Source organism: Arthrobacter glacialis, assembly GCF_002909415.1.
In the GTDB taxonomy this organism is placed as follows: Bacteria; Actinomycetota; Actinomycetes; order Actinomycetales; family Micrococcaceae; genus Specibacter; species Specibacter glacialis.
Window position 1 is genome coordinate 25,769 of sequence record NZ_PPXB01000006.1, and the last position, 22,377, is coordinate 48,145.

Consider the following 22,377-nt stretch of genomic DNA (forward strand, 5'->3'; position numbering starts at 1 on the left):
CCAAGTTTGATTCCCTGCGGGAAATTGTTCTCCGGCACCGGAGCCCTATGACCGGTTCTTCACGGCGTCACTGACAGCAGCCAGTGCGGCACCGATGGCGTTGACATCACTGCCGCCACCCTGGGCCATGTCCGGCTTTCCGCCGCCACCGCCGCCGAGGATGCCCGAGGCCAGCTTGACCAGGTTGCCAGCCTTGATGCCTGCCTCGCGTGCGCCCTCATTGGTGACCACCAAGATGATGGGGCGGCCGTTGCCGGCACCGGCGACGGCAATGGTGGATGGTGCCGAACCGAGGCGGTCGCGCAAATCCAGGGCCAAGGCCCGCAGGTCGTCAGCACTGCTGACGTCACCGGCGTCGTGCGCAATGACACGCACGCCGTTGGCATCAACAAAGGAGTCGGCAAGCTTGGCTGCGGCCGCACCGAGCTGTTCCTTGCGCAGGCGCTCCAGTTCCTTCTCGGCCGTCTTGAGCTTGGCCAGGGTTGCCGCCACGCGTTCCGGCAGGAGGCTGGAGGGAACCTTGAGCATGTCCGAGAGGGAGGTGACCAGGGCGCGCTCGGCGGCCAGGTGGCGGAACGCATCCATGCCCACAAAGGCCTCCACGCGGCGGTTTCCCGAACCCACCGACTGCTCGCCCAACAACGTCAGCGACCCAATGCGGGACGTGCTGTCCACATGGGTGCCACCGCAGAGTTCACGGGACCATGCGCCGTCGATCTCCACAACACGCACTTGCGCACCATAGTTCTCGCCGAACAAAGCCGTTGCACCCAGCGCCTTGGCGGCGTCCAGGTCCATGACCTTGGTGTCCACGCGGTAGTTGTTGCGAATGGCAATGTTCGCCACTTCTTCAATCTCAGAGCGGGTTGCCGCACTCAGGCCCTCACCCCAGGAGAAGTCAAAGCGCAGGTAGCCGGCCTTGTTGTAAGAGCCTCGCTGCAGCGCCTCCGGGCCGAGAATCTGGTGCAGGGCCGCGTGCACAATGTGCGTACCTGTGTGGGCCTGCTCGCCTGCATGGCGGCGTTCACGGTCGACGGCGGCGCGCACCATGGCGTCGGCTGGCAGTTCGCCCTCACGAACGATTGCGTGATGGACGCTCAGTCCCTTGATGGGGCGCTGGACGTCCAGAACTTCCACCACGAAGCCGTCGCCGGTGATCAGGCCGGTGTCGGCGGCCTGGCCGCCTGCCTCTGCGTAGAAAGGTGTCTCATCCAGGACGAGGGAAACTTCCTGGCCGGTGGACGCGAAGGCCACGGGTGCCCCGTTGGAGAGGATGGAGCGCACACGGCCCTGGCTCTCCAATTCGCTGTAGCCGGTGAAGACAGTCTCGCCCTTGGCCAGCAGTTCGTGGAACACCGTGAGATCGGCGTGGCCGCTCTTCTTGGCCTTGGCATCCTTTTGGGCGCGCTGGCGCTGCTCCAGCATGAGGGCCCGGAAGCCGCTCTCATCCACTGCCAGGCCGGCTTCGCCAGCCATTTCCAGTGTCAGGTCGATGGGGAAACCGTAGGTGTCATGGAGGGCGAAGGCCTCGGCAGCTGTGAGGTGGGTGTTGGCGGCCTTTGATTCCTTGACCGCCTCTTCCAGGCGTGCGGTGCCGCTGGCGATGGTGCGCAGGAAGGACCGTTCCTCGGCGTAGGCAATGCGGGCAATGCGCGCAAAGTCAGTCTCAACCTCGGGGTAGGCGCCCTTCATGGCGTCGCGGGAGACCGGCAGCAGATCCGGCAGCACAGCGGTTTCCACGCCCAGCAGGCGCATGGCGCGCACGGCCCGGCGGATCAGGCGGCGCAGCACGTAACCGCGGCCTTCGTTGGAGGGTGATACGCCGTCGGAAATCAGCATCAACGAAGAACGGATATGGTCGGCCACAACGCGCAGACGCACATCATCGGTGTGGTGCGGGTCCTTGGGATCCTCGGTGGAGGTGTAGTCCTTGCCGGCGAGTTCGGCTGCCTTGTCCAGGACGGGACGGACCTGGTCGGTCTCGTACATGTTCTCCACGCCCTGGAGAATCATGGCCAGGCGTTCAAGGCCCAGGCCGGTGTCGATGTTCTTCTTGGGCAGTTCGCCCAGAATCTCAAAATTGTCCTTGCCGGTGCCTTCGCCACGCTGGAACTGCATGAAGACGAGGTTCCAGATTTCAATGTAGCGGGTGTCGTCAGCGGCCGGGCCGCCGTCAATGCCGTACTCGGGGCCGCGATCGTAGAATATTTCCGAACAGGGGCCGGCCGGGCCGGGCTGGCCGGTGGACCAGTAGTTGTCTGCCTTGCCCATTTTCTGGATGCGGTCAGCGGGGACGCCGATCTTGTCGCGCCAGATTTCCAGGGCTTCCTCATCGTCGAGGTAGACGGTGACCCACAGCTTCTCGGCCGGGAGGCCGTAGCCGCCCGCATCAAGGGGGCTTGTCAGCAGCTCCCATGCGTAGCTGATGGCGCCTTCCTTGAAGTAGTCCCCAAAGGAGAAGTTCCCGCACATCTGGAAGAAGGTGCCGTGGCGGACAGTCTTGCCCACCTCGTCAATGTCGCCGGTGCGGATGCATTTCTGCACGCTCGTGGCACGCTGGAACGGCGGAACTTCACGGGCGGTGAGGTAGGGAATGAAGGGAACCATGCCGGCAACTGTGAACAACAGTGACGGGTCGGAGGACACCAGTGAAGCTGAGGGCACGGGGGTGTGTGACTTGCTGGCGAAAAAATCTACCCAGCGGCTTGCAATGTCGTGCGATTTCATTAGCCTGGTGGCTCCTTCAATAGTTCTAGCGTTCTAGCGGGCAAAAATGTACTTCACATGGGCGAAGTGCGTGAAAAGTGGTTAGCGGCGTTCGGAGCTGCTGGCCTGGTCAACGCCCAGTGCCACGCGCAAATCCGATTCGCGCTCATTCATGTTCTCACGCAGGGCGTCGGCAAAGTCGTGAATCGAGTCGCTGACACGGCCTACCGCGCGGTTGAGGCCCGCGGGCCCGAGGGCGCCTTGTGCGGCGGAAATCTTGCGGGCGGCAATGACCCCTATGGTGATGCCCACCCCGAGCCAAAAGATCTTCTTCATGAGTTTCTCCTTCAGTGGCTTCTTTTAGCGGCTGCGTTTGCCGCGTTTGGGTTTTCCACGGCCGGCAAAAGCCTGGCGCACGCCGTAGGAAAACGCTGCCACCTTGATCAGCGGTGAGCCGATGGTGGCGGCCACCAAAGCCGAGAGAGCGGAAATGTTGGCTGTGGCGTCTGAAACATTGTTGGAAATTCCATCCACCTTGCCCAGCGCCGTATTGGTGGTGGCCACAGTGGCTGTGACTTCATCAATGAGGGGCGTGGTGCCGTCACTGATTTGCTTGATGGTGACGCGCATTTCGTCGAAGACTTTGCCCAATTTCAGAATGGGAACAGCCAGTATCGCGACCAGGACGGCAAAGACGCCCGCCGCTATCAATCCTGCAATATCGCCACCACTCATGGAGGGCTGCCTCAATTCCTTGCTCGTGGACGTAAGTTTCACTCCTAAGTACCCTACCGAACAGTAAAGGTGCTTTGGTTACAAAACAGCCCGCGGCGCGTGCCGCGGGCTGTTTTGTGTTTCAAGCTACGTATGATCGTAAGCTCTACTGACGCTAATGAAATTTAGCGTGAGTAGAATTCAACAACCAGCTGCTCTTCACAGGTTACGGGAACCTCGGCGCGCTTGGGCTTGCGAACCAGACGAGCCTGCAGGCTCTCCAGCTTGACATCCAAGTAGGCCGGGACGGCGGGGAGCACGTCGCGGTGAGCACCAGCTGCAGCAAGCTGCAAAGGAGCCATGGACTGGCTGCGCGGGTGCACGTGGATCAGCTGACCCTCGGCAACGCGGAATGACGGACGGTCCACGCGGGCGCCGTCAACCATGATGTGGCGGTGCACAACCAGCTGGCGAGCCTGGGCGGTGGTGCGGGCGAAGCCTGCACGCAGAACCAAGGCGTCCAAACGGGTTTCCAAGATCTCAACCAGGTTTTCACCGGTCATGCCCTTGGTGCGCTTGGCTTCTTCGAAGGCACGCGTGAGCTGTGCTTCGCGGATGCCGTACTGGGCGCGCAGACGCTGCTTTTCGCGCAAGCGTACCGCGTAGTCGCTGTCCTGCTTCTTGCGGGCGCGGCCATGCTCACCGGGGCCGTACGGGCGGCGTTCCAGGTACTTGGCAGCCTTCGGGGTCAAAGCAATGCCGAGGGCTCGCGAAAGGCGGGCCTGACGGCGGGCACGTGTGTTGTTAGCCACTTGTGTCCTTCCAATATTTGCAATAAGTATTTGTTCTGGCCTCCATTGTGGAGAGTTGGGGCTATTGCAACCCATCGCTACAGCACCTGGGCATGCGCAACAAGCTCGTGAAAGGGCGCGAAGATTCGCGCTTTTTCAGCAGTGATGTTGTGCATGGAGCCAAGGCTTGCCAGTGCAGCATCAACTCTACCACTTCACCCAACACGGGCACCAAGTTGCCTCCCGTGTCAGCCTGCCGATTTTTCCGCGCAACGACTCAGTCGGGTGCTGCTTTAGCGCTTGGCACCGGGTTCCGTGCCACGGATCAGCTCCCGCAGCCGTGCCACGCGGGTGTCCAGGTCGCGCTCATGCCCGTTCTGCGTGGGAACGTAGTAGTTGCGTCCCACCAGGTCATCAGGGGGGTATTGCTGGGTGGCTATGGAGTGGGGTGCATCGTGGGCGTAAAGGTAACCCTTGCCGTGCCCCAGCCCCGCGGAGCCTGAGTAGTGGGCGTCGCGCAGCGGCAACGGAACCATGGTTCCCTTGCCAGCCCGCACATCGGCGATGGCCGCGTTGATGCCCAGGTAGGCGGCATTGGATTTGGGCGCCGTTGCCACATGGACCACAGCCTCGGCAAGGATGATCCGAGCCTCGGGCATGCCAATCAACGCCACGGCCTGGGCCGCCGCAACAGCTGTTTGCAGGGCGGTGGGGTCCGCCATGCCAACATCCTCGGCCGCGGAAATCATGATGCGCCGGCTGATGAAGCGCGGGTCTTCCCCCGCCTCGAGCATGCGGGCCAAATAGTGCAGCGCCGCGTCCACATCGGAGCCGCGCACGGACTTGATGAAGGCGCTGATGATGTCGTAGTGCTGATCCCCTGCCCTGTCGTAGCGCACCGCGGCAGCGTCAATGGCCCGCTCGGCTATGTCCAGGTCAACAACCACCGGCCCGTCGGCGGTGGTGGCCTCAGGATCCAGTTCGTTCAGCGCTACGCCGGCCGCAGCCTCCAAAGTGGTCAATGCCCGCCTGGCATCGCCACTGGCCAGCCGCACCAGGTGGTCCATGGCCTCATCCGTCACCGAAACCAGTCTGTCCAGTCCGCGCGGGTCAACAATGGCCCGCTCCAGCAAGCCCGCAATGTCGGCATTGGTCAAAGGCTGCAGGGTCAGCAAAATGGAGCGCGACAGCAGCGGCGCCACCACGGAGAACGACGGGTTTTCGGTGGTGGCGGCAATCAGCACCACCCAGCGGTTTTCCACCCCGGGCAGCAGGGCGTCCTGCTGGGCCTTGTTGAAACGGTGAATCTCATCGAGGAATAAAACTGTGGTGCGGCCGTGCAGGTCCCTGTCGGTGAGTGCCTGGTCCATGACCCTGCGAACATCCTTCATACCGGCCGTAATCGCTGAGAGTTCCACGAACTTGCGGCCCGGACCGCGTGCAATCACATGCGCCAGAGTGGTTTTTCCGGTTCCGGGAGGTCCCCACAGCATCACGGAGGCGGGCCCGGCAGGACCGCCGGCACTTCCGCCGGCTGCCAGCATATGCAGCGGTGAGCCGGGGCCCAAAAGGTGCTGCTGACCCACCACTTCAGCCAGGCTGCGTGGGCGCATGCGCACCGCCAGGGGGCTGCGGGGCCGGGCAGCCTGGGTGCTGGTGCCACCCCCAAAGGTGAGGGATCCGGCGTCGTCCGTGTCGTCATCGCCGTCATTTACACTGCTAAAAAGGTCACTCACCCCTCTAGGCTATCCCCCGGTAGTCTTGCTGCGTGAACACCGCAAACCGCACTGCATTCGTTTCGCCCGCCCGCATGCCCGGCTGGGTGGAGCGGTTTTCAGCCGCCCACGGCGGTTTGGAGCTAGCCCAGGACACGGACGACGGCGTGGAGTTGCGCATGTGCGACGGCGCAGCCGCGCTGCTCAGCGCACCCTGGCCTGACGATGGACGCCCGGGACGCGGGGCGGACCTGCTGGAGCGGGTGGTGTCCGTGGCCGCGCAGGAACGCCGGATCGGCATACTGCTGGCCCGCCGCGGCGGCTTTGCCGTGGGCGTTGCCGTGGCAGGAAAACTGCTGGCACACAAGGTGGGCAGCGCCTCGGCACGGTCCCGCGGCGGGGATGCCGGTGCTGCCGTGGCCGAACGTGCCGCACAGGAGGCTGCACGCATCTTTGGCGACCACCGTTTTGAGTATCTAGCCACCGGCGGCGACAAACTGCTGGTGGAGTCCGCCTTGGCGGCCTCGGCACTGCGCCAATATGCAAGGCTTCCCCGGCTGGCACCCCTGGCCGTGGTGGATCCGAAAATGGATGTGCTGACGCGGGCGGCCGCGGATTTTTGCTCCCTTCGCATCAGAATCACCGACGCTTTGGATTAGCCGCTCAACTGCGCAAGGATCCGGGCCAGGGCCTTCGCCCGGGCCTCCACGGTGACGCTCCTGAGCAGCGGCAGTATCAGCAGGTACCGCTCGGATCGACCGAGGCCCTCAAAGGCCGCGCGGGCAACCGGGTCACTCTCCAACGCGACAGTCAGCTCAGCCGGAACACTGGCCGTGCGCTGCGGCTCGTAGGCTGCCGCCCACCTGCCGTCAGCCTTGGCGGCGTCGACCTCCACGAGCCCAGACGGGCGCATGCGCCCGGCGGCCATCAGCGCCTCGGCCTTCTGGACATTTATGAGGGACCAGGAACTTCTTGCCCTGCGGCGTGAGTAGCGCTGAAGAAAGGAGTCCTGGTCAAGGCCCTTCCGCTGGCCGTCGATCCAGCCGAAACACAGGCCAACGTCTGCGGCTTCGGCGATGGTGATCAGCGCGACGGCCGAGCGCTTTTTGCCGACCCGCAGCCACGCCTGAACCTGCTGGTCCTGGTGCTCGGTCAGCCACGACTCCCATTCGGCTGCCTGGGAAAACTCAAGTATTTCCACCACGATGTTCCCTCCTCGTCACTTCACCCTTGAGGCAACCACACTCTTGATCCATTGGCCATCTATAACCTGACAACTACTACTCATTGACTAATAGCTGTGGCAGACTACCAGGATGGACAGATCTCCCGAACCACACGACCCCCAGCTGCTGCGCGGCGTGTTGCCCATGCTCATTCTTGCGTTGTTGGGTGAGCGGGAGTCCTACGGCTACGACCTGGTCGAACGCCTGCGGGCCCTGGGGCTGGCCGGTCTGGCAACGGGCGCCGTGTACCCCGTGCTGAGCAGATTCGAGCGCGATGGCCTGCTCAACAGCTACACCCAGAAATCCCAGTCGGGACCGGCCAGAAAGTACTACCTGTTGACTGAGCAAGGCCAGTTGGCCCGGGTCGATGCGGCACATAGGTGGCGGGACCTTGCCGACGTGGCCGAGCGCGGCCTCTCCCCCGCCAGCCAAACTTCACAGCAGCCAACAGATCGGAACAAGTCATGAATTCAAGCCACCAGAAACTGGATGCGGAAGGCCCGCGCGATCCCCAGCAAGAACAGCGTGCTACCAACACATCACGAGGACGCGGACTGGCCCACGCCGCGCGGCGCGAATGGTACCTGCTCAAGGTGGACCTGTTCCTTGACGGGCGCGTCCCCGGCCGTCGCCGCAAGGAGATTCTCAACGATCTGCGCAACATCATCGACGCCGAAGCTGACATTCACACGCTACAAGAGGCCATTTCAGGACTCGGCGAGCCCCGCGAATTGGCCGCCAGCTATGCCGAGGGCACGTCCAAGAAACGCGTTTTGTGGACTGCAGGAGTGGCGGCTGGACTGGCAGCACTGATGGTGTATTGGATTCTCGGGCTCACCTACACCTTGGGGATGCTATCAGTGGCCCACCAGGCTGGCGGGGAATTCAGCTCACACTTCTTCTTTGTAGACGTCCTGGTAGTCTCCACAGCTGAGGGCATCGGAATTGGGTGGAGCGGAGACGCCGCGCTGTGGTTCCCCCTGGGACTGGCAGCCCTTGCCTTCATTGGAACAAGCCGTGCGTGGCGGGTCTTTCGCCGTCGTCCGCGCTAAGTGCCGTGGCGGAATTGGTGGTTGAGATCCGCCTCCTTTCAAGGTCTTGGACGCACGGCCAGGTGACTGGACATGCCACCGCCCAGTCCACGCCCCTAGCCAGGGCCGCCCGGCAATTCTTCATCCGGGATCGACACCGAATCCCCCCGGAATGCCCGGGACGCGGCGATGATGCGTTGAATAATTCCCTGCACGGCCAGCAGTTCACTTTCACTGACGGCATTCCCCACCGCGTCGGCCCACTGGTGCTGCGCATGGCGCAACCCGATGATTGATTCCCGGCCGGCCGGGGTGGGTTGCAAAAGCTTGGCTCGCTGATGGTGCGGGTTCGCCAGATACTCGGCCCAGCCTTTGTCTACGAGAATGTCCGCACTTCGTTGCACGCTTTGGCGGGCCAGCCCCAAGCCGACCCGGCGCGCAATCTCCGAGACCGTCAGCGGTTCATCCAGCGTTGCGCCAAGGACTTGCCACCAGGCGGGGGTGAGTCCGGCCGGTTCTGCAATGTCGCGTGCTGCGGCAAGAAACTCGCCGTTGAGCTCGAAGATCGGCAGGACCAAGTTTGTCAGCGCATCGCCGCCGGCGGACCGTTCACTCATTCGGCGGCGCCAGTCAGTTGGTCAAAGTACTTCTTGTCTCCGGTGGTGTACAGCCCGTACCACGCGTCGATCATCGGCTGGGGGAAGAGTTCGAGCCGCTCAAAAACGGCTCTGGCGAATTCGATGGGAGCCGTTGCGGGCGCCGTGATGAGGTTCCCGTCAGTGACGCTCTTCTGTGACAGGTAGTGGGCCGCGCCCTGGTACTCGTGAGCGCCGAGCAGAAATTCGGGGGCGTTGCTGGTGTGGGGCCTGTCATTGAGAAGCCCCCTTCGTGCCAGCCCAAGCGTGGCGCCACAAATTGCCGCCACTGGCGTGCCCGCCAGCAACAGATCTCCGGCCACGCGGAGAATGGCGTCATGGCCGGCGCCCCAGGTGTCGGCTCCGGGGAGAATGAGCGCGGCAACGTTGTCGAGGTCTAGCTCGCTGAGCTGCAGATCGGGGTGAAGTCGCAAGCCGCCCATGGTTGTTACATACTCCCCCGGACCCTCGGAAGCCACCACCAGCTTGAACCGGCCGGGCGCAGCCTGCTCAGCCATCGTCAATCCGGCCAGGAGATGGCCATACTCCCAGTCCGCCATGGTGTCCGTCGCGTAAAGAATCACAGTTTTCATTTGTTGCCCTACCTTCAAAGTTGACAGCGTACTGTCATTCTCCGCCGAATGACCGGACGCTGTCAATGTCTTTTTTGGCGCAGTTCACAGGACGTGGCATTGAGTGGCTTCATGCGGCCGACAAAGTTGGCCACCAAAGCCCACGCGGTGCCTCATGATGCTCTCGAAATGGGGGCGTGCCTCAAGTGATAAATGCTGGCGAAATCTCTGGTGCCTGTTCGGGCGCTTTGGTGTGCTGGAGGGATATTTCAAAGAAGGTCAAGGGCGAGATTCTGGACCGGCTGGCGGCTGAGATTGGCTGGTCTCGGGCGAACGCCCCTCGGCCGCGAATTCAAGCCCCAAGACCCGGACACCTGGACGCGACTCATCGAATTTGCGACAACACTCGTCCCGGAATGACTACTTGCCGTGGCTGGCGTTGAAAGCATGCCGGTACTGACTGGGAGTAAGGGATGTCGATTTTTTGAAGATGGTGCGGAAGTTGGCACCGGTCCCCATACCCACGGACGCGGCAATCCTGTCAATAGGGGCCGCCGTCGTCTCCAATAGCTCCTTGGCACGTTCCACGCGTTGCATCGCCAGCCACTTCATGGGTGTAGTTCCGGCATGCGTCTCAAATCTGCGGGCGAGGGTCCTTTCGCTAAGCGCCGTTGCCGCGCTGATGTGCGCCAGTGTGATGGGCCGGTGCAAGTGGGTGGCGGCCCACTCCATGGCGGCTGCGACGTCGCGCGGCTGATCCGAGGTCCCATACACAGGACGGTGCTCAATGAATTGCGATTGCGTGCCTTCCCGGCGGGGCGCAGAAACTATCGAGCGTGCCGTCAGATTTGCCTGTGCTGACCCCCAGTCGCTGCGAACCAAATGCAGGCAAAGATCAATCCCGGCAGCCACTCCTGCCGAAGTGAGCACCTGGCCGTTGTCGACGAAAAGCACATTTTCATCCACAGCGATGCGCGGGTAGCGGGCGGCCAGATCTGCCGCGGATCCCCAGTGGGTGGTGGCTGCCAGCCCGTCCAGGATGCCGGCCTGGGCCAGCGCAAAGGCACCCGTGCAGATGGAGACCATGCGGGCTCCTCGCCCATGGGCCTGCCGCAAGGCCGCGTGAACCTCCGCTTGGAGCGGCTCCCGGGACGCTGTATAGCCCGGAATGATCACGGTGTCCGCTTCGGCGAGCAGTTCCAAGCCCCTGTCCGGGGCCACTGAGAAGCCTCCCACTGCAGGGACAGGCTGCCCACCAGCTGAACATGTGGCCACTTCGTAGAGGCCGGGAGTGTTCCGCCCAAGGACCTGGAAGGGTATGCCAAAGTCCAGAGGCAGGACTTCCGGCAAGGCCAGGACTGCAACCTTGATCCGGCCCTTGCCGGTATCTGGGTGGGCGCCGCTTCCGGCAGGTGTGGCAGGATACATTTGCATAGTGGCTATCTTGCCACTGTCCGCGCAGCTTTCCCAATGGAATTGTGGAAGCATGACCCACCACGCTTCCAGTTTTCGTAATCTACTGCCTCGCCTCATCGCTGCCCAGGCCTGCTACTACATGATTGTCAGCGTTGACCTGACGCTCACCGGCTTGGTGGGCATGTCACTGGCCCCCACACCCATGTTGATGACGCTTCCACTGAGCCTGATTGTGGTGGTTGGAACGGCATGTTCCTTCATTGCCGGACATGCCGCTGCACGCTTCGGGTACCGGCCGGTCATGATGGCCGGATCCCTGACAGCAGTCGTCGGCGGAGTCCTTTCGGCCGTCGCCGTCGCATCCCAGTCATTTACACTGTTTTGTCTCGGGACTGCACTGACTGGTGGATACCGGGCCGTGGGCGGGTTTCTGCGTTTTGTTGCTGCCGAATTTGCTCCACCAGCCAGACGCGAACGGGCCTTGGCTCTGGTGATGTATGGCGGGATCATTGCTGCCGCCCTGGGGCCGTTCGCCGCCGTTGCAGCATCGAAAGCCGCCGAACACCGTTTGTGGGTTCGTGCGTATTGATAGCCATTCTGGGCGTTGGCGCCCTGTGCTTGGCATCGAGCATGCCGCCGTCCACTGGCGGCGGCATGGAAATCAATGACCCCGCCATCAAGATTCGGGACCGGGCGGGTAATCCCCGGTTCCAGCAGGCGGTGCTCGTTTTGACCGGTTCCGGACTCGTGATGACGCTCGTCATGGCTACAGGCCCCTTGGCGAACCACCATGTGGGGCACTCCCCTGCCCTGGGCGCAACCATGATCCAGTGGCACCTCATCGGCATGTTTGCCCCATCAGCACTGAGCGCGTTATTTCTCAAGAAGTTTGGCGTCTTCAAAACCAATGTTGCCGGTGGTTTCATCATGGCCAGCGGGTGCGCCCTCGGGATAATCACGCACTCCGGATGGGCCATGACGGTGACGTTGGCCCTGGTGGGCGTGGGATGGAATATCTTGTTCGTCGCAGGCTCGGCGCTCCTGCTCCAGTCGTACCCTCAGGGCAGAGGAGCCAAACTTCAGGGTTTCACTGACGGGGCAACTGCCGCCATCTCGGCTGCGGGCTCCTTCGCCGCCGCGGGCCTGCTCCAACTGTTGGGGTGGGGAGGCGTCAATGCTCTGGCACTCACCACGACCGCGGCCATGCTGGCTGTCCTTGCCTGGTTGACCATCCGGACCGGAAGCAGGCGCTCCCCCGTCTATCCATCGTCGCCGGTCGCAGCCGGCACTGGGGATCAGGCAGCGGTAGGCCGTTCGGAGGGTGCAGCAGCAGGTATGTCTAGCTGACAGCCTTCTCCAGCAGCGCCACCAACCGCTTCTGATCGGCGGCCGTCAGCTTTTTCACGGCATAGGAGCTAGGCCAGAAATTACCGTCGTCGAGGTTTGCATCATCCTGGAAGCCAATGGTGGCGTACCGCGTCTTGAACTTTGTGGCGCCTTGAAAAAACACCACCACCTTGCCATTGGTGTTTGTGTACGCCGGCATGCCGTACCAAGTCTTTGCCCCCAAGGAAGTGTGCGTCTTGACCAGGTGATGCAACGTCTCAGCCAACTCCTTGTCCGTACCCGTCATCTCGGCGATTGCAGCCAGGCATGCCGCTTCCAGGTCGGCGCCCTGTTGTGCGGCCTTGGCTTCGGCCGCGGCTGCACGCATTGCTGCTTTTTCCTCTTTGCTGAAAGTGGTGTTCATGATCAGTTCCTTTCTATCGGCTGCTTTATGGCTTCCACTGTAGGCCGAGCGGGACGACGGCGCTTCTTTGATCCTGCTTGACTTGAATCGCGGGGTCCCGGCAGGTTCCAAGACCGGAAGCTAGATCCAGAGGGACTAGATGATGCCGGCAGAACCAGTGAGGACCACTCCGCCGAATACAACGAGTGCGGAAAGACTGGCGACCTTTGATACTCCTTCCAACCTGCGAATGCCGTCTTCCCTTCGGAAGGCGAAAATGACAGCGAAGGCAGCCATTCCCGCCAGGACGGGCCTCGAGAGTATCAGGATGAGGAAGAACCCCGGCTCGTACCAACCTCCGGCCTTCTGGGACAGGAACCAGAGTGAGCCTGCGATCACGAACGGCACCACAGCCAGAATGAGTGCCCGGCACCTGATCCAGTCCCACATGCTCACGGCCTCCTGGGAGGGATTTGGGCACTGAAACCAGCACCGTGGAGGGCCCGCTGGTTCACAGTGTGGCATGGGCTGCCATGGGGCGACCAGAGCATATGCGGTGCGGAACCCTGCAGGAGCATTCGCCGTCGCCAATGTTCCACAGTCGAACAACAATTGAGGATATGGTCTACCCATGATTTTGATTGAGATTGACGACCCCCAACAGGCAGAGGTTCGGCGACTGCTCGAGGAGCACCTGGCCGACATGTTTGCCACCTCGCCAGCCGACAGTGTCCATGCCTTGGACCATTCGGCGCTGTCCGAACAGGGTGTAACGTTTTGGACCGCGCGCGACGGTGAGCAGCTGCTCAGCTGTGGTGCTTTGCAACAAATGGACCCCTTCCATGCCGAAGTCAAGTCCATGCGCACCACCCCTGCTGCGCGTGGACGTGGTGTTGCTGCCTTGCTTCTCGAGAGGATTGTTGCAGAATCCCGGAACCGCGGCTACCGATGTCTGTACCTGGAGACGGGCAGCCATGAGTTCTTCGCCCCGGCTCGGCGACTCTACGCACGGCACGGATTTACCGAGTGCCCACCCTTTGGGCCCTATGTTCCTGATCCGCACAGTGTATTCATGCTGCTGGATCTTGCTGACAACTCCCAGCCGCAAGAAACACGCTTGGCATAGTGTTGACGGGTGTTTGAATCACGAAAACTTAGTGAAGACGTCCATATTCGGTTACTGCGAACGAACGATGCGGCGGCACTTTCTGCCGCCTATCTGCGCAACCGGGAATATCTTGCTCCGTGGGAACCGGTACGTCCCGAGGAATATTACACGGAGGCCTGGCAGGCTGCTGACATGGTGAACCGCCTTGCGGCCACAGAGGCTGGCCAGGGGTTTCCTTTCGGGTTGTTTGCCGGCGATGTCCTCGTGGGCCGGTTCAACCTGACCGGCATAGTGCGCGGCCCCTTCCAGAGCGCGGGGTTGGGCTACTGGGTGGATAAACAGTACGCAGGTCGTGGCCTGGCCTCCGCTGCGGTCAAGGTGCTCGTCGAAACTGCCCGTGACGAACTTGGGCTGCACCGCATAGAAGCAGGCACACTGCTGCACAATATTGGCTCGCAGCGGGTGTTGTTGAAGGCTGGCTTCGAGCAGATTGGCCTGGCGCCCGAGTACCTCAAGATCGCCGGGACTTGGCAGGACCACAACCTCTACCAAACAATCCTGCACGACCAGGATGCCTGATGAAGCGCTACCTGGGGTGCGCTCGTGACAGGATATCTTTGATGACTTCGGCCTTGGCAGCGGCATAGGCATTCATGTCTGGCCAGTCCTGCGTCAGGAGCTCACGTTTTGTCCGAGCATAGAGGTCTCTATCCTGGGCATGCTTCCGCAACCTGTTGCGGAACTCGAGGTAGGCACTAACACTTGGATGCTTGACCTCGAGCAGGTGGATATGAACATCGAGTGCCGGTGTCCTGACCATACGATGTCCAGGCTCACGGATCCGAAGCTCATAACCAACATCCAAAAGAGGGCTGAGGTAATCCTCCTCTGCGGTGATGTCAGCAACCGTTACGAGGATGTCGACAATCGGTTTCGCCGCAAGCCCTGGAACTGATGTTGAAAATGGCTGGCCAGATCGGGTCGTACTCCACTATGGTGAGGCTGCGCTTTTCGACGCCGCCGATAAGCTCCACATCGGTGACATAGGGACGGCGTGCGCTGAATTCTGAGCTGCTGGGCATCCACCCAGCCTATAGCCGGAGATCTCTGAGGTACGTACTCGCGGGGCGTGAAAGGATCAGTTCATGATCCTCGAAACCATTGTCTTGTCCGGTAAAAGTTTTTACTTGCGCAGGGCCGTTGAAGCCGACGTTGTCCCGATTGTTGAACTTATGGCCAACGACACCATCCGCCAGGCTGAGAATTCGACTGCGCCTGAGAATCACGTGTCGTATTTGACTGCTTTTCAGGCGATCGACGCGGACCCGGCGCAGTTGCTGGTCGCCGTCGTGGATGACCTGGAAACTGTTGTGGCCACCATGCAGTTGACAGTTATCCCCGGCCTGGCCCGGTTGGGCGCGACGCGATTGCTGGTGGAGGCGGTCCGGGTAGACGAGCGGCTTCGTGGCAACGGCTTGGGATCCTCGATGATGGAGTGGGCCATCGCAGAGGGGAGGCACCGGGGCGCCGCCTTGGTCCAGTTGACCAGTGACAAATCTCGAGACGCCGCTCATCGATTCTATGAGCGGCTGGGCTTCACAGCGTCTCACGTGGGGTTCAAGCTGATTCTTTAGGTCACATCCGAGGGCATTGGCGAACAGGCGTAGCGGCGGCAGTGGCCGGTCAGCAGGCCATGGGTGCCCGGCGCAGAGGCGCTTGGCGGTAGTGATACCTGCCAACTTCTCTAAATCCACCTTGTTTATAGAGTGCATGCGCGCCTGCGTTCGCGGCCGTCACCAGCAACCACGCTTGGGCAGTGCCTCGCTCGTGAGCCGCGTCAAGGAGCTGGCGAAGAATGGACGCGGCAATGCCCTGCCGGCGAAAGCCCGGATGGACACTCATGCAATAGATCCCGGCCCACCCGTTGAGCAGCGTCACCCGCCCGGTTCCCACCACCATGCCGTCGCCATTCACGGCCGAGGCGTAGAGCGAAGGGATTCCCGTGAGGATCCCCCGGGCCACTTCGCGTTCGGCGGCCGCTCCCCTACCGTCTATCCGCCACCACAACTCAATCCACTCCTTCGACGGCGCACCGCTCAACGTCAGGGTGATGCCGGCCGGCGTGGCAGGGGCCCCATTGACGCTGCCAACAGCTGTCATGATCAGCGTCTCCGACTGCCGAGAATATCGCTGAAGGTCCAGCAGCTGTTCCAAAGCGCGGTTTTCCGGGCGATGGGTCACTTGGAAGATGACGGGCTGGCGGCGTGTGGCGTACCAGCTCACGGTATCTCGAAGTGCCACCGCAAGATCAGCGGGCGCCTGTCGAGGCCACACCGAGTTGGCCCGCTGGGTCACTGAGCTGGCTGATCGCAGCACCCACCCATCGCGATCCATCGCCTCCGGAGCAGGCCAGGCCTCATTCATCAACACTTCAAGTGCGTCCACGGTACAGTCTTGCCCGACAGAGTCATTCACACGCTTCATCGTAGCCGGGCGGCGCTGACGGTGCGCTCGACTCGATCACCGTGGGAGGCAAGGTCACCGGCTCTGGTGAGTGCGCAGCTGATGCGAGTTCCGACGCCGAAACTCGCATTAGCTGCGCACTCACCACAAAAATGCCGGCCTCCCTGGGCGGGAGACCGGCATTTACGTGTGGAGCAGGTGCTACTTGGCCTCGGGCTTGGCTTCCGGCTTGAAGTCAACGCCGGCTTCCTTGCGCTGCTGCGCCGTGATGGGCGCCGGGGCCTGGGTCAACGGGTCATAGCCGCCGCCGGACTTCGGGAACGCAATGACGTCGCGGATGGAATCCACCCCGGCCAGCAGGGACACGGCACGGTCCCAGCCGATGGCAATGCCGCCGTGCGGCGGGGCTCCGAACTTGAAGCCCTCGAGCAGGAAGCCGAACTTGGTCTGCGCGGACTCCTTGTCCAGGCCCATGAGCTCAAACACGCGTTCCTGCACATCGCTGCGGTGGATGCGGATGGAACCGCCACCGATCTCGTTGCCGTTGCACACGATGTCGTAGGCGTAGGACAGCGCGTTTTCCGGGTCGGTGTCAAAGGTGTCCATGAACTCGGGCTTGGGCGAGGTGAACGCATGGTGCACAGCGGTCCACTTGCCGGCACCAACAGCAACGTCACCGGAGGCGACGGCGTCGGATGCTGGCTCAAACATGGGCGCGTCGACGATCCACACGAAGGCCCAGTCGGCCGGGTTGATCAACCCGGTGCGGTGGCCGATCTCAACGCGGGCTGCACCCAGGAGTGCGCGTGAGGGGGAAACATCGCCGGCGGCGAAGAAGATGCAGTCACCGATCTTGGCGCCAACGGCGTCGGCCAGGCCGGCACGCTCGGTGTCCGTGAGGTTCTTGGCAACCGGACCAGTCAGCTCACCCTCGTCCTTGACCAGCACGTAGGCAAGGCCCTTGGCGCCGCGCTGCTTGGCCCATTCCTGCCAAGCATCGAGCTGGCGGCGGGGCTGTGAAGCGCCACCGGGCATGACAACTGCGCCAACGTAAGGAGCCTTGAACACGCCAAACTCGGTGTCCTTGAAGAACTCCGTCATCTCGGTCAATTCCAGCCCGAAGCGCAGGTCCGGCTTGTCCGAGCCGAAGCGGGCCATGGCGTCGCGGTACGTCATGCGATGGATGGGCATCGGGATTTCGACGTCGATCAGCTTCCACAATGCGGAGACAATCTTCTCGCCCAGGGCGATGATGTCATCTTGGTCCACGAAGCTTGCCTCGATGTCCAGCTGGGTGAATTCCGGCTGGCGGTCCGCACGGAAGTCCTCATCTCGGTAGCAGCGGGCGATCTGGTAGTACTTCTCAAAGCCGCCCACCTGCAACAACTGCTTGAACAGCTGCGGGGACTGCGGCAGTGCGTACCAGGAACCCGGTGCCAACCGTGCCGGCACCACGAAGTCGCGGGCGCCTTCAGGGGTGGAACGGGTCAGCGTTGGGGTTTCAATCTCGGTGTAGCCCTGCTCGTGCAGCAGGTTGCGGGCCACGCGGTTGGCCTCCGAGCGCAGGCGCAGGTTGCGCTGCATGCCCGGACGGCGCAGGTCCAGGTAGCGGTGCTTCAGGCGCGCTTCCTCACCAACCTCAACGTGCTCGTCTACCTGGAACGGCAGCGGTGCGGCTTCGTTGAGGACGACGACGGTATCCGCCATGACTTCAATCTCACCTGTTGCCAGGGCCGGGTTCTCGTTGCCCTCGGGGCGGCGGGAAACCATTCCGGTGATCTGCAAAACGTATTCGTTGCGCAGTGAATGGAACACATCCTCTTCACGCACCACAATCTGCGACACGCCCGAGGCGTCGCGCAGATCAAGGAAAGCCACACCACCGTGATCTCGACGGCGGGCAACCCACCCCGAGAGTGTGACGGTCTGGCCAATATGTTCGGCCCGCAAGGAGCCCAGGTCATGTGTGCGCAGCACAGCATTCCTTTCAATGGTGGTGAACAGCCCGGGATCCGAGCCGCAAAGATGATTTGTCTAGAAGTTTACCGTGATCAGGCAGGCACCCGAGCGCGCAGCGAGCGTAGGGGCTGGCGGTGTGGTGGGTGCCACCGCGGACACACCGACGGAGTCGTGTGTGGCGCGGTGCGGGCACCAGCCCCTACCTCGTGAGAGTGCTCGTGCGGCTGGTACTACGCCTGAACGATTTGCGGCACCAGGTCCGTAGTCGGTGGCATCCAGACGGCGGGATCCGCCACTACCTGCTCGCCGCTACGAATGTCCTTGACCTGGTGGGTCCCGGACTCGTCGGTGAACCAGACGTAGGGAATCCCGCGCTTGTCGGCGTACTTGATCTGTTTGCCGAACTTGTCCGCCTTGGCGGCAACCTCGGTGGAGATGCCGCGGGCCCGCAAGGCTGCTGCCACGTCCTGGGCGTCCGACCAGCTGTCCTCATCCACCAGGGTGACCAGAACGGCTGTGGGGACGCTGCGCGAGGCCTTGGCGAATTCCTGGCTGAGGATGCGGGCCACCAGGCGGGTGACACCAATGGAGAGCCCGACGCCGGGGAACTTGCGGTTGCCCTTGGATGCCAGGGCGTCATAGCGGCCACCGGAGCAGATGGAACCCAGCGCCTCGTGGCCCACCAGGACAGTCTCGTAGACGGTTCCTGTGTAGTAGTCCAGGCCGCGGGCAATGGAAAGGTCCGCCACCACCGAACCCGGGGCGCTCTTCACGGCTGCAGCAATAACTTGCTCCAGCTCACTCAAGCCTTCTTCCATGAGCTCGTCGGTGACACCCAGTGCGCGCACAGCGGCCACAAAGGAGGTGTCTTCCGTGCGGATGGATGCCAGGGCAAGGGCCTTGGCGGCTTGCTCGTCAGTGGCGCCGAGCTCGTTCTTCAGCAGGTTGGCAACGGCTTCCGCGCCAATCTTTTCCAGCTTGTCGATGCTGCGCAGCACCCCCGCGGTGTCGCTCAGGCCAATCCCCCGGTAGAAACCCTCAGCCAATTTGCGGTTGTTGATGCGCAACTTGAAGGCGGGAATGGGCAGGGCGGAGAGTGCCTCGGCAATCACCAGCGCAAGTTCCACGTCATAGCGGAAGGGAAGCTCACCGTCGGCCACTACGTCAATGTCCGCCTGGGTGAACTCGCGGGCACGGCCCTCCTGGGGACGCTCGCCGCGCCACACCTTCTGGATCTGGTAGCGGCGGAACGGGAAGGACAGGTATCCGGCGTTCTCCACCACGTAGCGGGCAAAGGGCACTGTCAAGTCAAAGTGCAGGGCCAGCTGGTTGGGGTCGGCCTTGGCAGCTGCGGCCGCATTCCCGTCGTCGTCCTGCAGGCGGGAGAGCGCATACACCTCTTTATCAATCTCACCCTTGCGCAGGAGTTGGCCCACAGTCTCCACCGCCCGAGTCTCTACAGAGCTGAACCCGTGAAGTTCAAAGGTGCGGCGCAGGGTGTCCAACACATGCTGTTCCACCAGCCGTTCCTCGGGAAGCCACTCGGGAAAACCGGACAAGGAGGCGTTGCGTGCCATGGGTAATGCTCTCCTAACATGCGCCACGTGAGGTGTTCGATCACGAGAAGTGGCGTCGCGGGTAAACGTAATGGTGTGAGCGTGGCCCTGTCATGCTCGCAGCTTTGCGGCACATACATGAGTAAACTGACACCGAATGCCATTTTATAAGGTTTGGCACTCCACCCCTAACCTACCCCCGCCACGCTCACACGGCGCGGGTAAACGTACCGCTCACGTTGAAGCTCACACATGAAGGCGAGGCACAGTTGGTCAACACCAATAAGTCCAACCGCGAAGCAAAGGCACGCGTTGCACGCATGCAGGCCAACCAGGCCCTGCACCAGGAGCAACAGCTACGCCGCAAGCGCGACAACTTGATCGCGGCCATCGCCATCGCTGTTGCCTTGGTGGTTGCCATTGTGCTGGCGCTGACTGTGTTCACACCCAAGGACAGCGCATCGGCTGAGACCGAACCAACGCCCACAGCTACGGTGGCACCATCGCCGGCCCCCACAACGGCTGCGCCTGCAGAGACCAACAGTCCCACGGTTCCCAAGGCTGACACCGCCGCGGGCAAGACCTTCACCGGATCACTGAGCCTCAACGGCCAGCCCGTTGGCGTGAGCCTGGACGGCACCGCCGCACCCCAAGCCGCGGCCGTATTCAAGTCCCTGGCAGACTCCGGCTTCATGACGGGCAAGAGCTGCCACCGCCTGGCCGACGCGCCCGACTTCGGTGTGTTGCAGTGCGGATCGCTCAACGGCGACGGCCAGGGCGATCCCAGCTACCTGTGGGGCCCGGTGGAAAACACCCCGGCTGACGGAAAATACCCTGCCGGCACCATTGCCGTAGCCCGCGCAAACACCACGTTCTCCAATGGCACGCAGTTCTTCATCACCTTCAAGGACACGGTCCTTCCGCAGGACACCGGCGGCTACACAATTGTTGGCAAGGTCACCAGCGGCCTGGATGTTGTGGACGCAATTGCTGGCGGCGGCATCGAGGCAGACGCCACCGACGGCGCACCCAAGACCAAGGTGACGATAGACTCGTTCAAGCTTGATTAGATTTCATAAGGCCATTCTTGGCGGAACGCATTAGCGCCCACCACGGAAACCACGCTCCAGCGCGATCACGGCCAGATCGCTTTGCTCCACCCATCAGTTCCCTCCAGCGAAAGACTTTTAGCGGTGACACACAGTCAAGAATCCGACGAAACACTTGCCTCAACAACCGAGCCGGCTATTCCTGCCCAGGAAAGCTCTGCACCAGTTGTTGCCGACGCGGCGCAGGCCCCCGTTCCAGCTCCCTCGCCTTCGCCTTCACCGGCGGCCTTTGCTGCCCGGCCCAAGGCTCCCACAGCGCCTGCTGCCCCCGTTGCTGCCCCTGTGGCGGCTGTCCCGGCGGTGAATCTGGTGGAAGCTGCCAAGTTTGGCCGCGCTGAAGAAGACGGACACGTTTTCCTGCTGCTGGACGGCGAAGAGTTCCCTGTGGGCCAGTACCCCGGCGCCAGCAAGGATGAGGCCCTGGCCTACTTTGCCCGCAAGTTCGAGGACATCCTGGCCCAGGTAACGTTGCTTGAGCAGCGTGTTGAGGCCAAGGCCCCCACCGCTGACATGCACAAGACTGTCACGCACCTGCGCGAACAGCTTGGCGAACGCACTTCCGTGGGTGACGTCAACACGGCGTTGGCCCGTCTGGTGGCACTGGATGAGAGCATCAAGGCCCTGACCGCCGCGGAGCGCGCAACCCACGAGGCTGCCCGCACCGTTGAGTTGGCGGCCCGCGAGGCCATTGTGGCCGAGGCCGAGGCCATTGCAGCCGAAGACCCCGCAGCCATTCAGTGGAAGGTTAGCAGCGCCCGCATGAACGAACTCTTCGAGTTCTGGAAGCAGGCACAGAAGTCCGGCATGCGCCTTGGCCGCGCCACGGAGGAAGGCCTGTGGAAGCGATTCCGCAGCGCCCGCACCGTGTTTGACCGTCACCGCCGCGCCTACTTCTCGCAGCTGGACAACAACAACGCCGCAGCCAAGAACACCAAGGAGTCCTTGATTGAGGCCGCCGAGGAATTGGCCACGTCAACCGACTGGGGTTTCGCCGCTGGCGAGTACCGCCGCTTGATGGATCAGTGGAAGAGCTCACCGCGCGCGAGCCGCAAGGACGACGACGCCCTGTGGGCCCGCTTCCGCGGCGCGCAGGACAAGTTCTTCGCTGCCCGCCAGGACGCCAACAACGCCCTCGATGAGGAATTCGGTGCCAACTTGCTGGTCAAGGAAGCCCTGCTTGCCGAAGCCGAGGCACTGCTGCCCATCAAGGACCTCAACGCCACGAAGAAGGCTTTGCAGTCCATTCGTGACAGGTGGGAGGAAGCCGGCAAGGTTCCGCGCAATGACATGGCGCGCATTGATACCGGCTTGCGCAAGGTTGAGGACGCCGTTCGTGCCGCCGATGAGGACAACTGGCGCCGCAGCGACCCCGAAGCCAAAGCCCGCACCAGCAGCGCCTTGAGCCAGCTTGAAGCCACCATTGCTGGTCTGAAGGAAGATCTTGCCAAGGCCCAGAAGGCCGGGGATGCCCGCAAGGTGGCCAAGGCAACTGAAGCCTTGGAAGCCCGTGAACTGTGGTTGGAGCAAATCCAGAAGGCTGCTGCGGACTTCTCCTAGCAAGTATTTTCAGCAAGTCACAAGGCCCCAGGGCCGGGTTGTCCACAATCCGGCGCTGGGGCCTTCTGCTTTGCCGTGGGCAGGTGCAGT

At 62.4% G+C, this 22,377-nt stretch carries 26 protein-coding genes; 10 read left to right on the forward strand and 16 right to left on the reverse strand.

Annotated features, from left to right (window positions below):
* Window positions 1-45: 45 nt before the first annotated feature.
* From alaS to CVS28_RS08645, 5 genes are all read right to left on the reverse strand, one after another.
* Window positions 46-2,727: an alanine--tRNA ligase gene (gene alaS / locus CVS28_RS08625; RefSeq protein WP_103481249.1), complete on the reverse strand. Its 2,682-nt coding sequence runs from the start codon at window positions 2,725-2,727 to the stop codon at window positions 46-48.
* An 81-nt stretch (window positions 2,728-2,808) separates the two neighbouring features.
* Complete coding sequence (locus tag CVS28_RS08630) at window positions 2,809-3,042, reverse strand: hypothetical protein (RefSeq protein ID WP_103465590.1); 234 nt, start codon at window positions 3,040-3,042, stop codon at window positions 2,809-2,811.
* Between the two features lie 24 nt (window positions 3,043-3,066).
* A complete protein-coding gene (locus tag CVS28_RS08635; protein WP_103465589.1) occupies window positions 3,067-3,441 on the reverse strand; it encodes a DUF948 domain-containing protein in 375 nt (124 codons plus the stop codon).
* Between the two features lie 164 nt (window positions 3,442-3,605).
* Window positions 3,606-4,232: a 30S ribosomal protein S4 gene (gene rpsD / locus CVS28_RS08640; protein ID WP_103465588.1), complete on the reverse strand. Its 627-nt coding sequence runs from the start codon at window positions 4,230-4,232 to the stop codon at window positions 3,606-3,608.
* A 272-nt stretch (window positions 4,233-4,504) separates the two neighbouring features.
* The gene (locus tag CVS28_RS08645) at window positions 4,505-5,947 is read right to left on the reverse strand and encodes a replication-associated recombination protein A (RefSeq protein ID WP_243399788.1); all 1,443 of its coding nucleotides are present in this window, start codon (window positions 5,945-5,947) and stop codon (window positions 4,505-4,507) included.
* Window positions 5,948-5,979: 32 nt separating this feature from the next.
* Here CVS28_RS08645 and CVS28_RS08650 point away from each other — a divergent pair, with 32 nt between their 5' ends.
* Window positions 5,980-6,585 (forward strand): acVLRF1 family peptidyl-tRNA hydrolase, encoded by a 606-nt coding sequence (locus tag CVS28_RS08650; RefSeq protein WP_103465587.1) that lies wholly within the window; start codon window positions 5,980-5,982, stop codon window positions 6,583-6,585.
* On the opposite strand, the gene CVS28_RS08655 is transcribed toward CVS28_RS08650, so the two are convergent.
* Window positions 6,582-7,130: a YdeI/OmpD-associated family protein gene (locus tag CVS28_RS08655; RefSeq protein WP_243399789.1), complete on the reverse strand. Its 549-nt coding sequence runs from the start codon at window positions 7,128-7,130 to the stop codon at window positions 6,582-6,584. The genes CVS28_RS08650 and CVS28_RS08655 overlap by 4 nt on opposite strands.
* A gap of 112 nt (window positions 7,131-7,242) precedes the next feature.
* Here CVS28_RS08655 and CVS28_RS08660 point away from each other — a divergent pair, with 112 nt between their 5' ends.
* Both CVS28_RS08660 and CVS28_RS08665 read left to right on the forward strand, forming a co-directional pair.
* A complete protein-coding gene (locus CVS28_RS08660; RefSeq protein ID WP_103465585.1) occupies window positions 7,243-7,620 on the forward strand; it encodes a PadR family transcriptional regulator in 378 nt (125 codons plus the stop codon).
* Complete coding sequence (locus CVS28_RS08665) at window positions 7,617-8,204, forward strand: HAAS signaling domain-containing protein (RefSeq protein ID WP_103481251.1); 588 nt, start codon at window positions 7,617-7,619, stop codon at window positions 8,202-8,204. Before CVS28_RS08660 ends, CVS28_RS08665 begins: the two co-directional genes overlap by 4 nt.
* A gap of 95 nt (window positions 8,205-8,299) precedes the next feature.
* Here the strand turns inward: CVS28_RS08665 and CVS28_RS08670 are convergent, their stop codons facing one another.
* The 3 genes from CVS28_RS08670 to CVS28_RS08680 form a co-directional block, all read right to left on the reverse strand.
* Window positions 8,300-8,800, reverse strand: a complete 501-nt coding sequence (locus tag CVS28_RS08670) for a MarR family winged helix-turn-helix transcriptional regulator (RefSeq protein WP_103481252.1) — start codon at window positions 8,798-8,800, stop codon at window positions 8,300-8,302.
* A complete protein-coding gene (locus CVS28_RS08675) occupies window positions 8,797-9,411 on the reverse strand; it encodes a DJ-1/PfpI family protein (protein ID WP_103481253.1) in 615 nt (204 codons plus the stop codon). Before CVS28_RS08675 ends, CVS28_RS08670 begins: the two co-directional genes overlap by 4 nt.
* A 399-nt stretch (window positions 9,412-9,810) precedes the next feature.
* Window positions 9,811-10,824, reverse strand: coding sequence for a GlxA family transcriptional regulator (locus CVS28_RS08680; protein WP_207797182.1), 1,014 nt, complete (start codon window positions 10,822-10,824; stop codon window positions 9,811-9,813).
* 52 nt (window positions 10,825-10,876) lie between these two features.
* Here CVS28_RS08680 and CVS28_RS08685 point away from each other — a divergent pair, with 52 nt between their 5' ends.
* Both CVS28_RS08685 and CVS28_RS08690 read left to right on the forward strand, forming a co-directional pair.
* Complete coding sequence (locus tag CVS28_RS08685; protein WP_103481254.1) at window positions 10,877-11,395, forward strand: MFS transporter; 519 nt, start codon at window positions 10,877-10,879, stop codon at window positions 11,393-11,395.
* A gap of 41 nt (window positions 11,396-11,436) precedes the next feature.
* The gene (locus CVS28_RS08690; protein ID WP_103481255.1) at window positions 11,437-12,153 is read left to right on the forward strand and encodes an MFS transporter; all 717 of its coding nucleotides are present in this window, start codon (window positions 11,437-11,439) and stop codon (window positions 12,151-12,153) included.
* Here the strand turns inward: CVS28_RS08690 and CVS28_RS08695 are convergent.
* On the reverse strand, window positions 12,146-12,556 hold the full coding sequence (locus tag CVS28_RS08695) for a CbbQ/NirQ/NorQ domain-containing protein (protein ID WP_103465580.1): 411 nt from the start codon (window positions 12,554-12,556) through the stop codon (window positions 12,146-12,148). The genes CVS28_RS08690 and CVS28_RS08695 overlap by 8 nt on opposite strands.
* A gap of 135 nt (window positions 12,557-12,691) precedes the next feature.
* Window positions 12,692-12,991: a hypothetical protein gene (locus CVS28_RS08700; protein WP_133159083.1), complete on the reverse strand. Its 300-nt coding sequence runs from the start codon at window positions 12,989-12,991 to the stop codon at window positions 12,692-12,694.
* Window positions 12,992-13,166: 175 nt separating this feature from the next.
* On the opposite strand from CVS28_RS08700, the gene CVS28_RS08705 reads away from it, so the two are divergent.
* Window positions 13,167-13,661, forward strand: coding sequence for a GNAT family N-acetyltransferase (locus CVS28_RS08705; RefSeq protein ID WP_103465578.1), 495 nt, complete (start codon window positions 13,167-13,169; stop codon window positions 13,659-13,661).
* Between the two features lie 9 nt (window positions 13,662-13,670).
* A complete protein-coding gene (locus tag CVS28_RS08710) occupies window positions 13,671-14,222 on the forward strand; it encodes a GNAT family N-acetyltransferase (protein ID WP_243399790.1) in 552 nt (183 codons plus the stop codon).
* 7 nt (window positions 14,223-14,229) lie between these two features.
* Here the strand turns inward: CVS28_RS08710 and CVS28_RS08715 are convergent, their stop codons facing one another.
* Both CVS28_RS08715 and CVS28_RS20135 read right to left on the reverse strand, forming a co-directional pair.
* Entirely contained in the window at window positions 14,230-14,571 is a 342-nt protein-coding gene (locus CVS28_RS08715; RefSeq protein WP_341476405.1) for a GrpB family protein, read from the reverse strand.
* Complete coding sequence (locus CVS28_RS20135; RefSeq protein WP_243399791.1) at window positions 14,543-14,725, reverse strand: hypothetical protein; 183 nt, start codon at window positions 14,723-14,725, stop codon at window positions 14,543-14,545. Before CVS28_RS20135 ends, CVS28_RS08715 begins: the two co-directional genes overlap by 29 nt.
* 63 nt (window positions 14,726-14,788) lie before the next feature.
* Between CVS28_RS20135 and CVS28_RS08720 the strand changes: the two genes are divergently transcribed.
* Entirely contained in the window at window positions 14,789-15,277 is a 489-nt protein-coding gene (locus CVS28_RS08720; protein ID WP_103465577.1) for a GNAT family N-acetyltransferase, read from the forward strand.
* A 49-nt stretch (window positions 15,278-15,326) separates the two neighbouring features.
* Here the strand turns inward: CVS28_RS08720 and CVS28_RS08725 are convergent, their stop codons facing one another.
* From CVS28_RS08725 to hisS, 3 genes are all read right to left on the reverse strand, one after another.
* Window positions 15,327-16,088: a GNAT family N-acetyltransferase gene (locus CVS28_RS08725; RefSeq protein WP_243399792.1), complete on the reverse strand. Its 762-nt coding sequence runs from the start codon at window positions 16,086-16,088 to the stop codon at window positions 15,327-15,329.
* Window positions 16,089-16,307: 219 nt separating this feature from the next.
* A complete protein-coding gene (aspS, locus tag CVS28_RS08730; protein WP_103481258.1) occupies window positions 16,308-18,083 on the reverse strand; it encodes an aspartate--tRNA ligase in 1,776 nt (591 codons plus the stop codon).
* Window positions 18,084-18,295: 212 nt separating this feature from the next.
* Window positions 18,296-19,642, reverse strand: a complete 1,347-nt coding sequence (gene hisS, locus CVS28_RS08735) for a histidine--tRNA ligase (RefSeq protein ID WP_103481259.1) — start codon at window positions 19,640-19,642, stop codon at window positions 18,296-18,298.
* A gap of 248 nt (window positions 19,643-19,890) precedes the next feature.
* Between hisS and CVS28_RS08740 the strand changes: the two genes are divergently transcribed.
* On the forward strand, window positions 19,891-20,691 hold the full coding sequence (locus CVS28_RS08740; protein WP_103481260.1) for a peptidylprolyl isomerase: 801 nt from the start codon (window positions 19,891-19,893) through the stop codon (window positions 20,689-20,691).
* A 123-nt stretch (window positions 20,692-20,814) separates the two neighbouring features.
* Window positions 20,815-22,287: a DUF349 domain-containing protein gene (locus CVS28_RS08745; protein WP_103481261.1), complete on the forward strand. Its 1,473-nt coding sequence runs from the start codon at window positions 20,815-20,817 to the stop codon at window positions 22,285-22,287.
* Window positions 22,288-22,377: the final 90 nt, after the last annotated feature.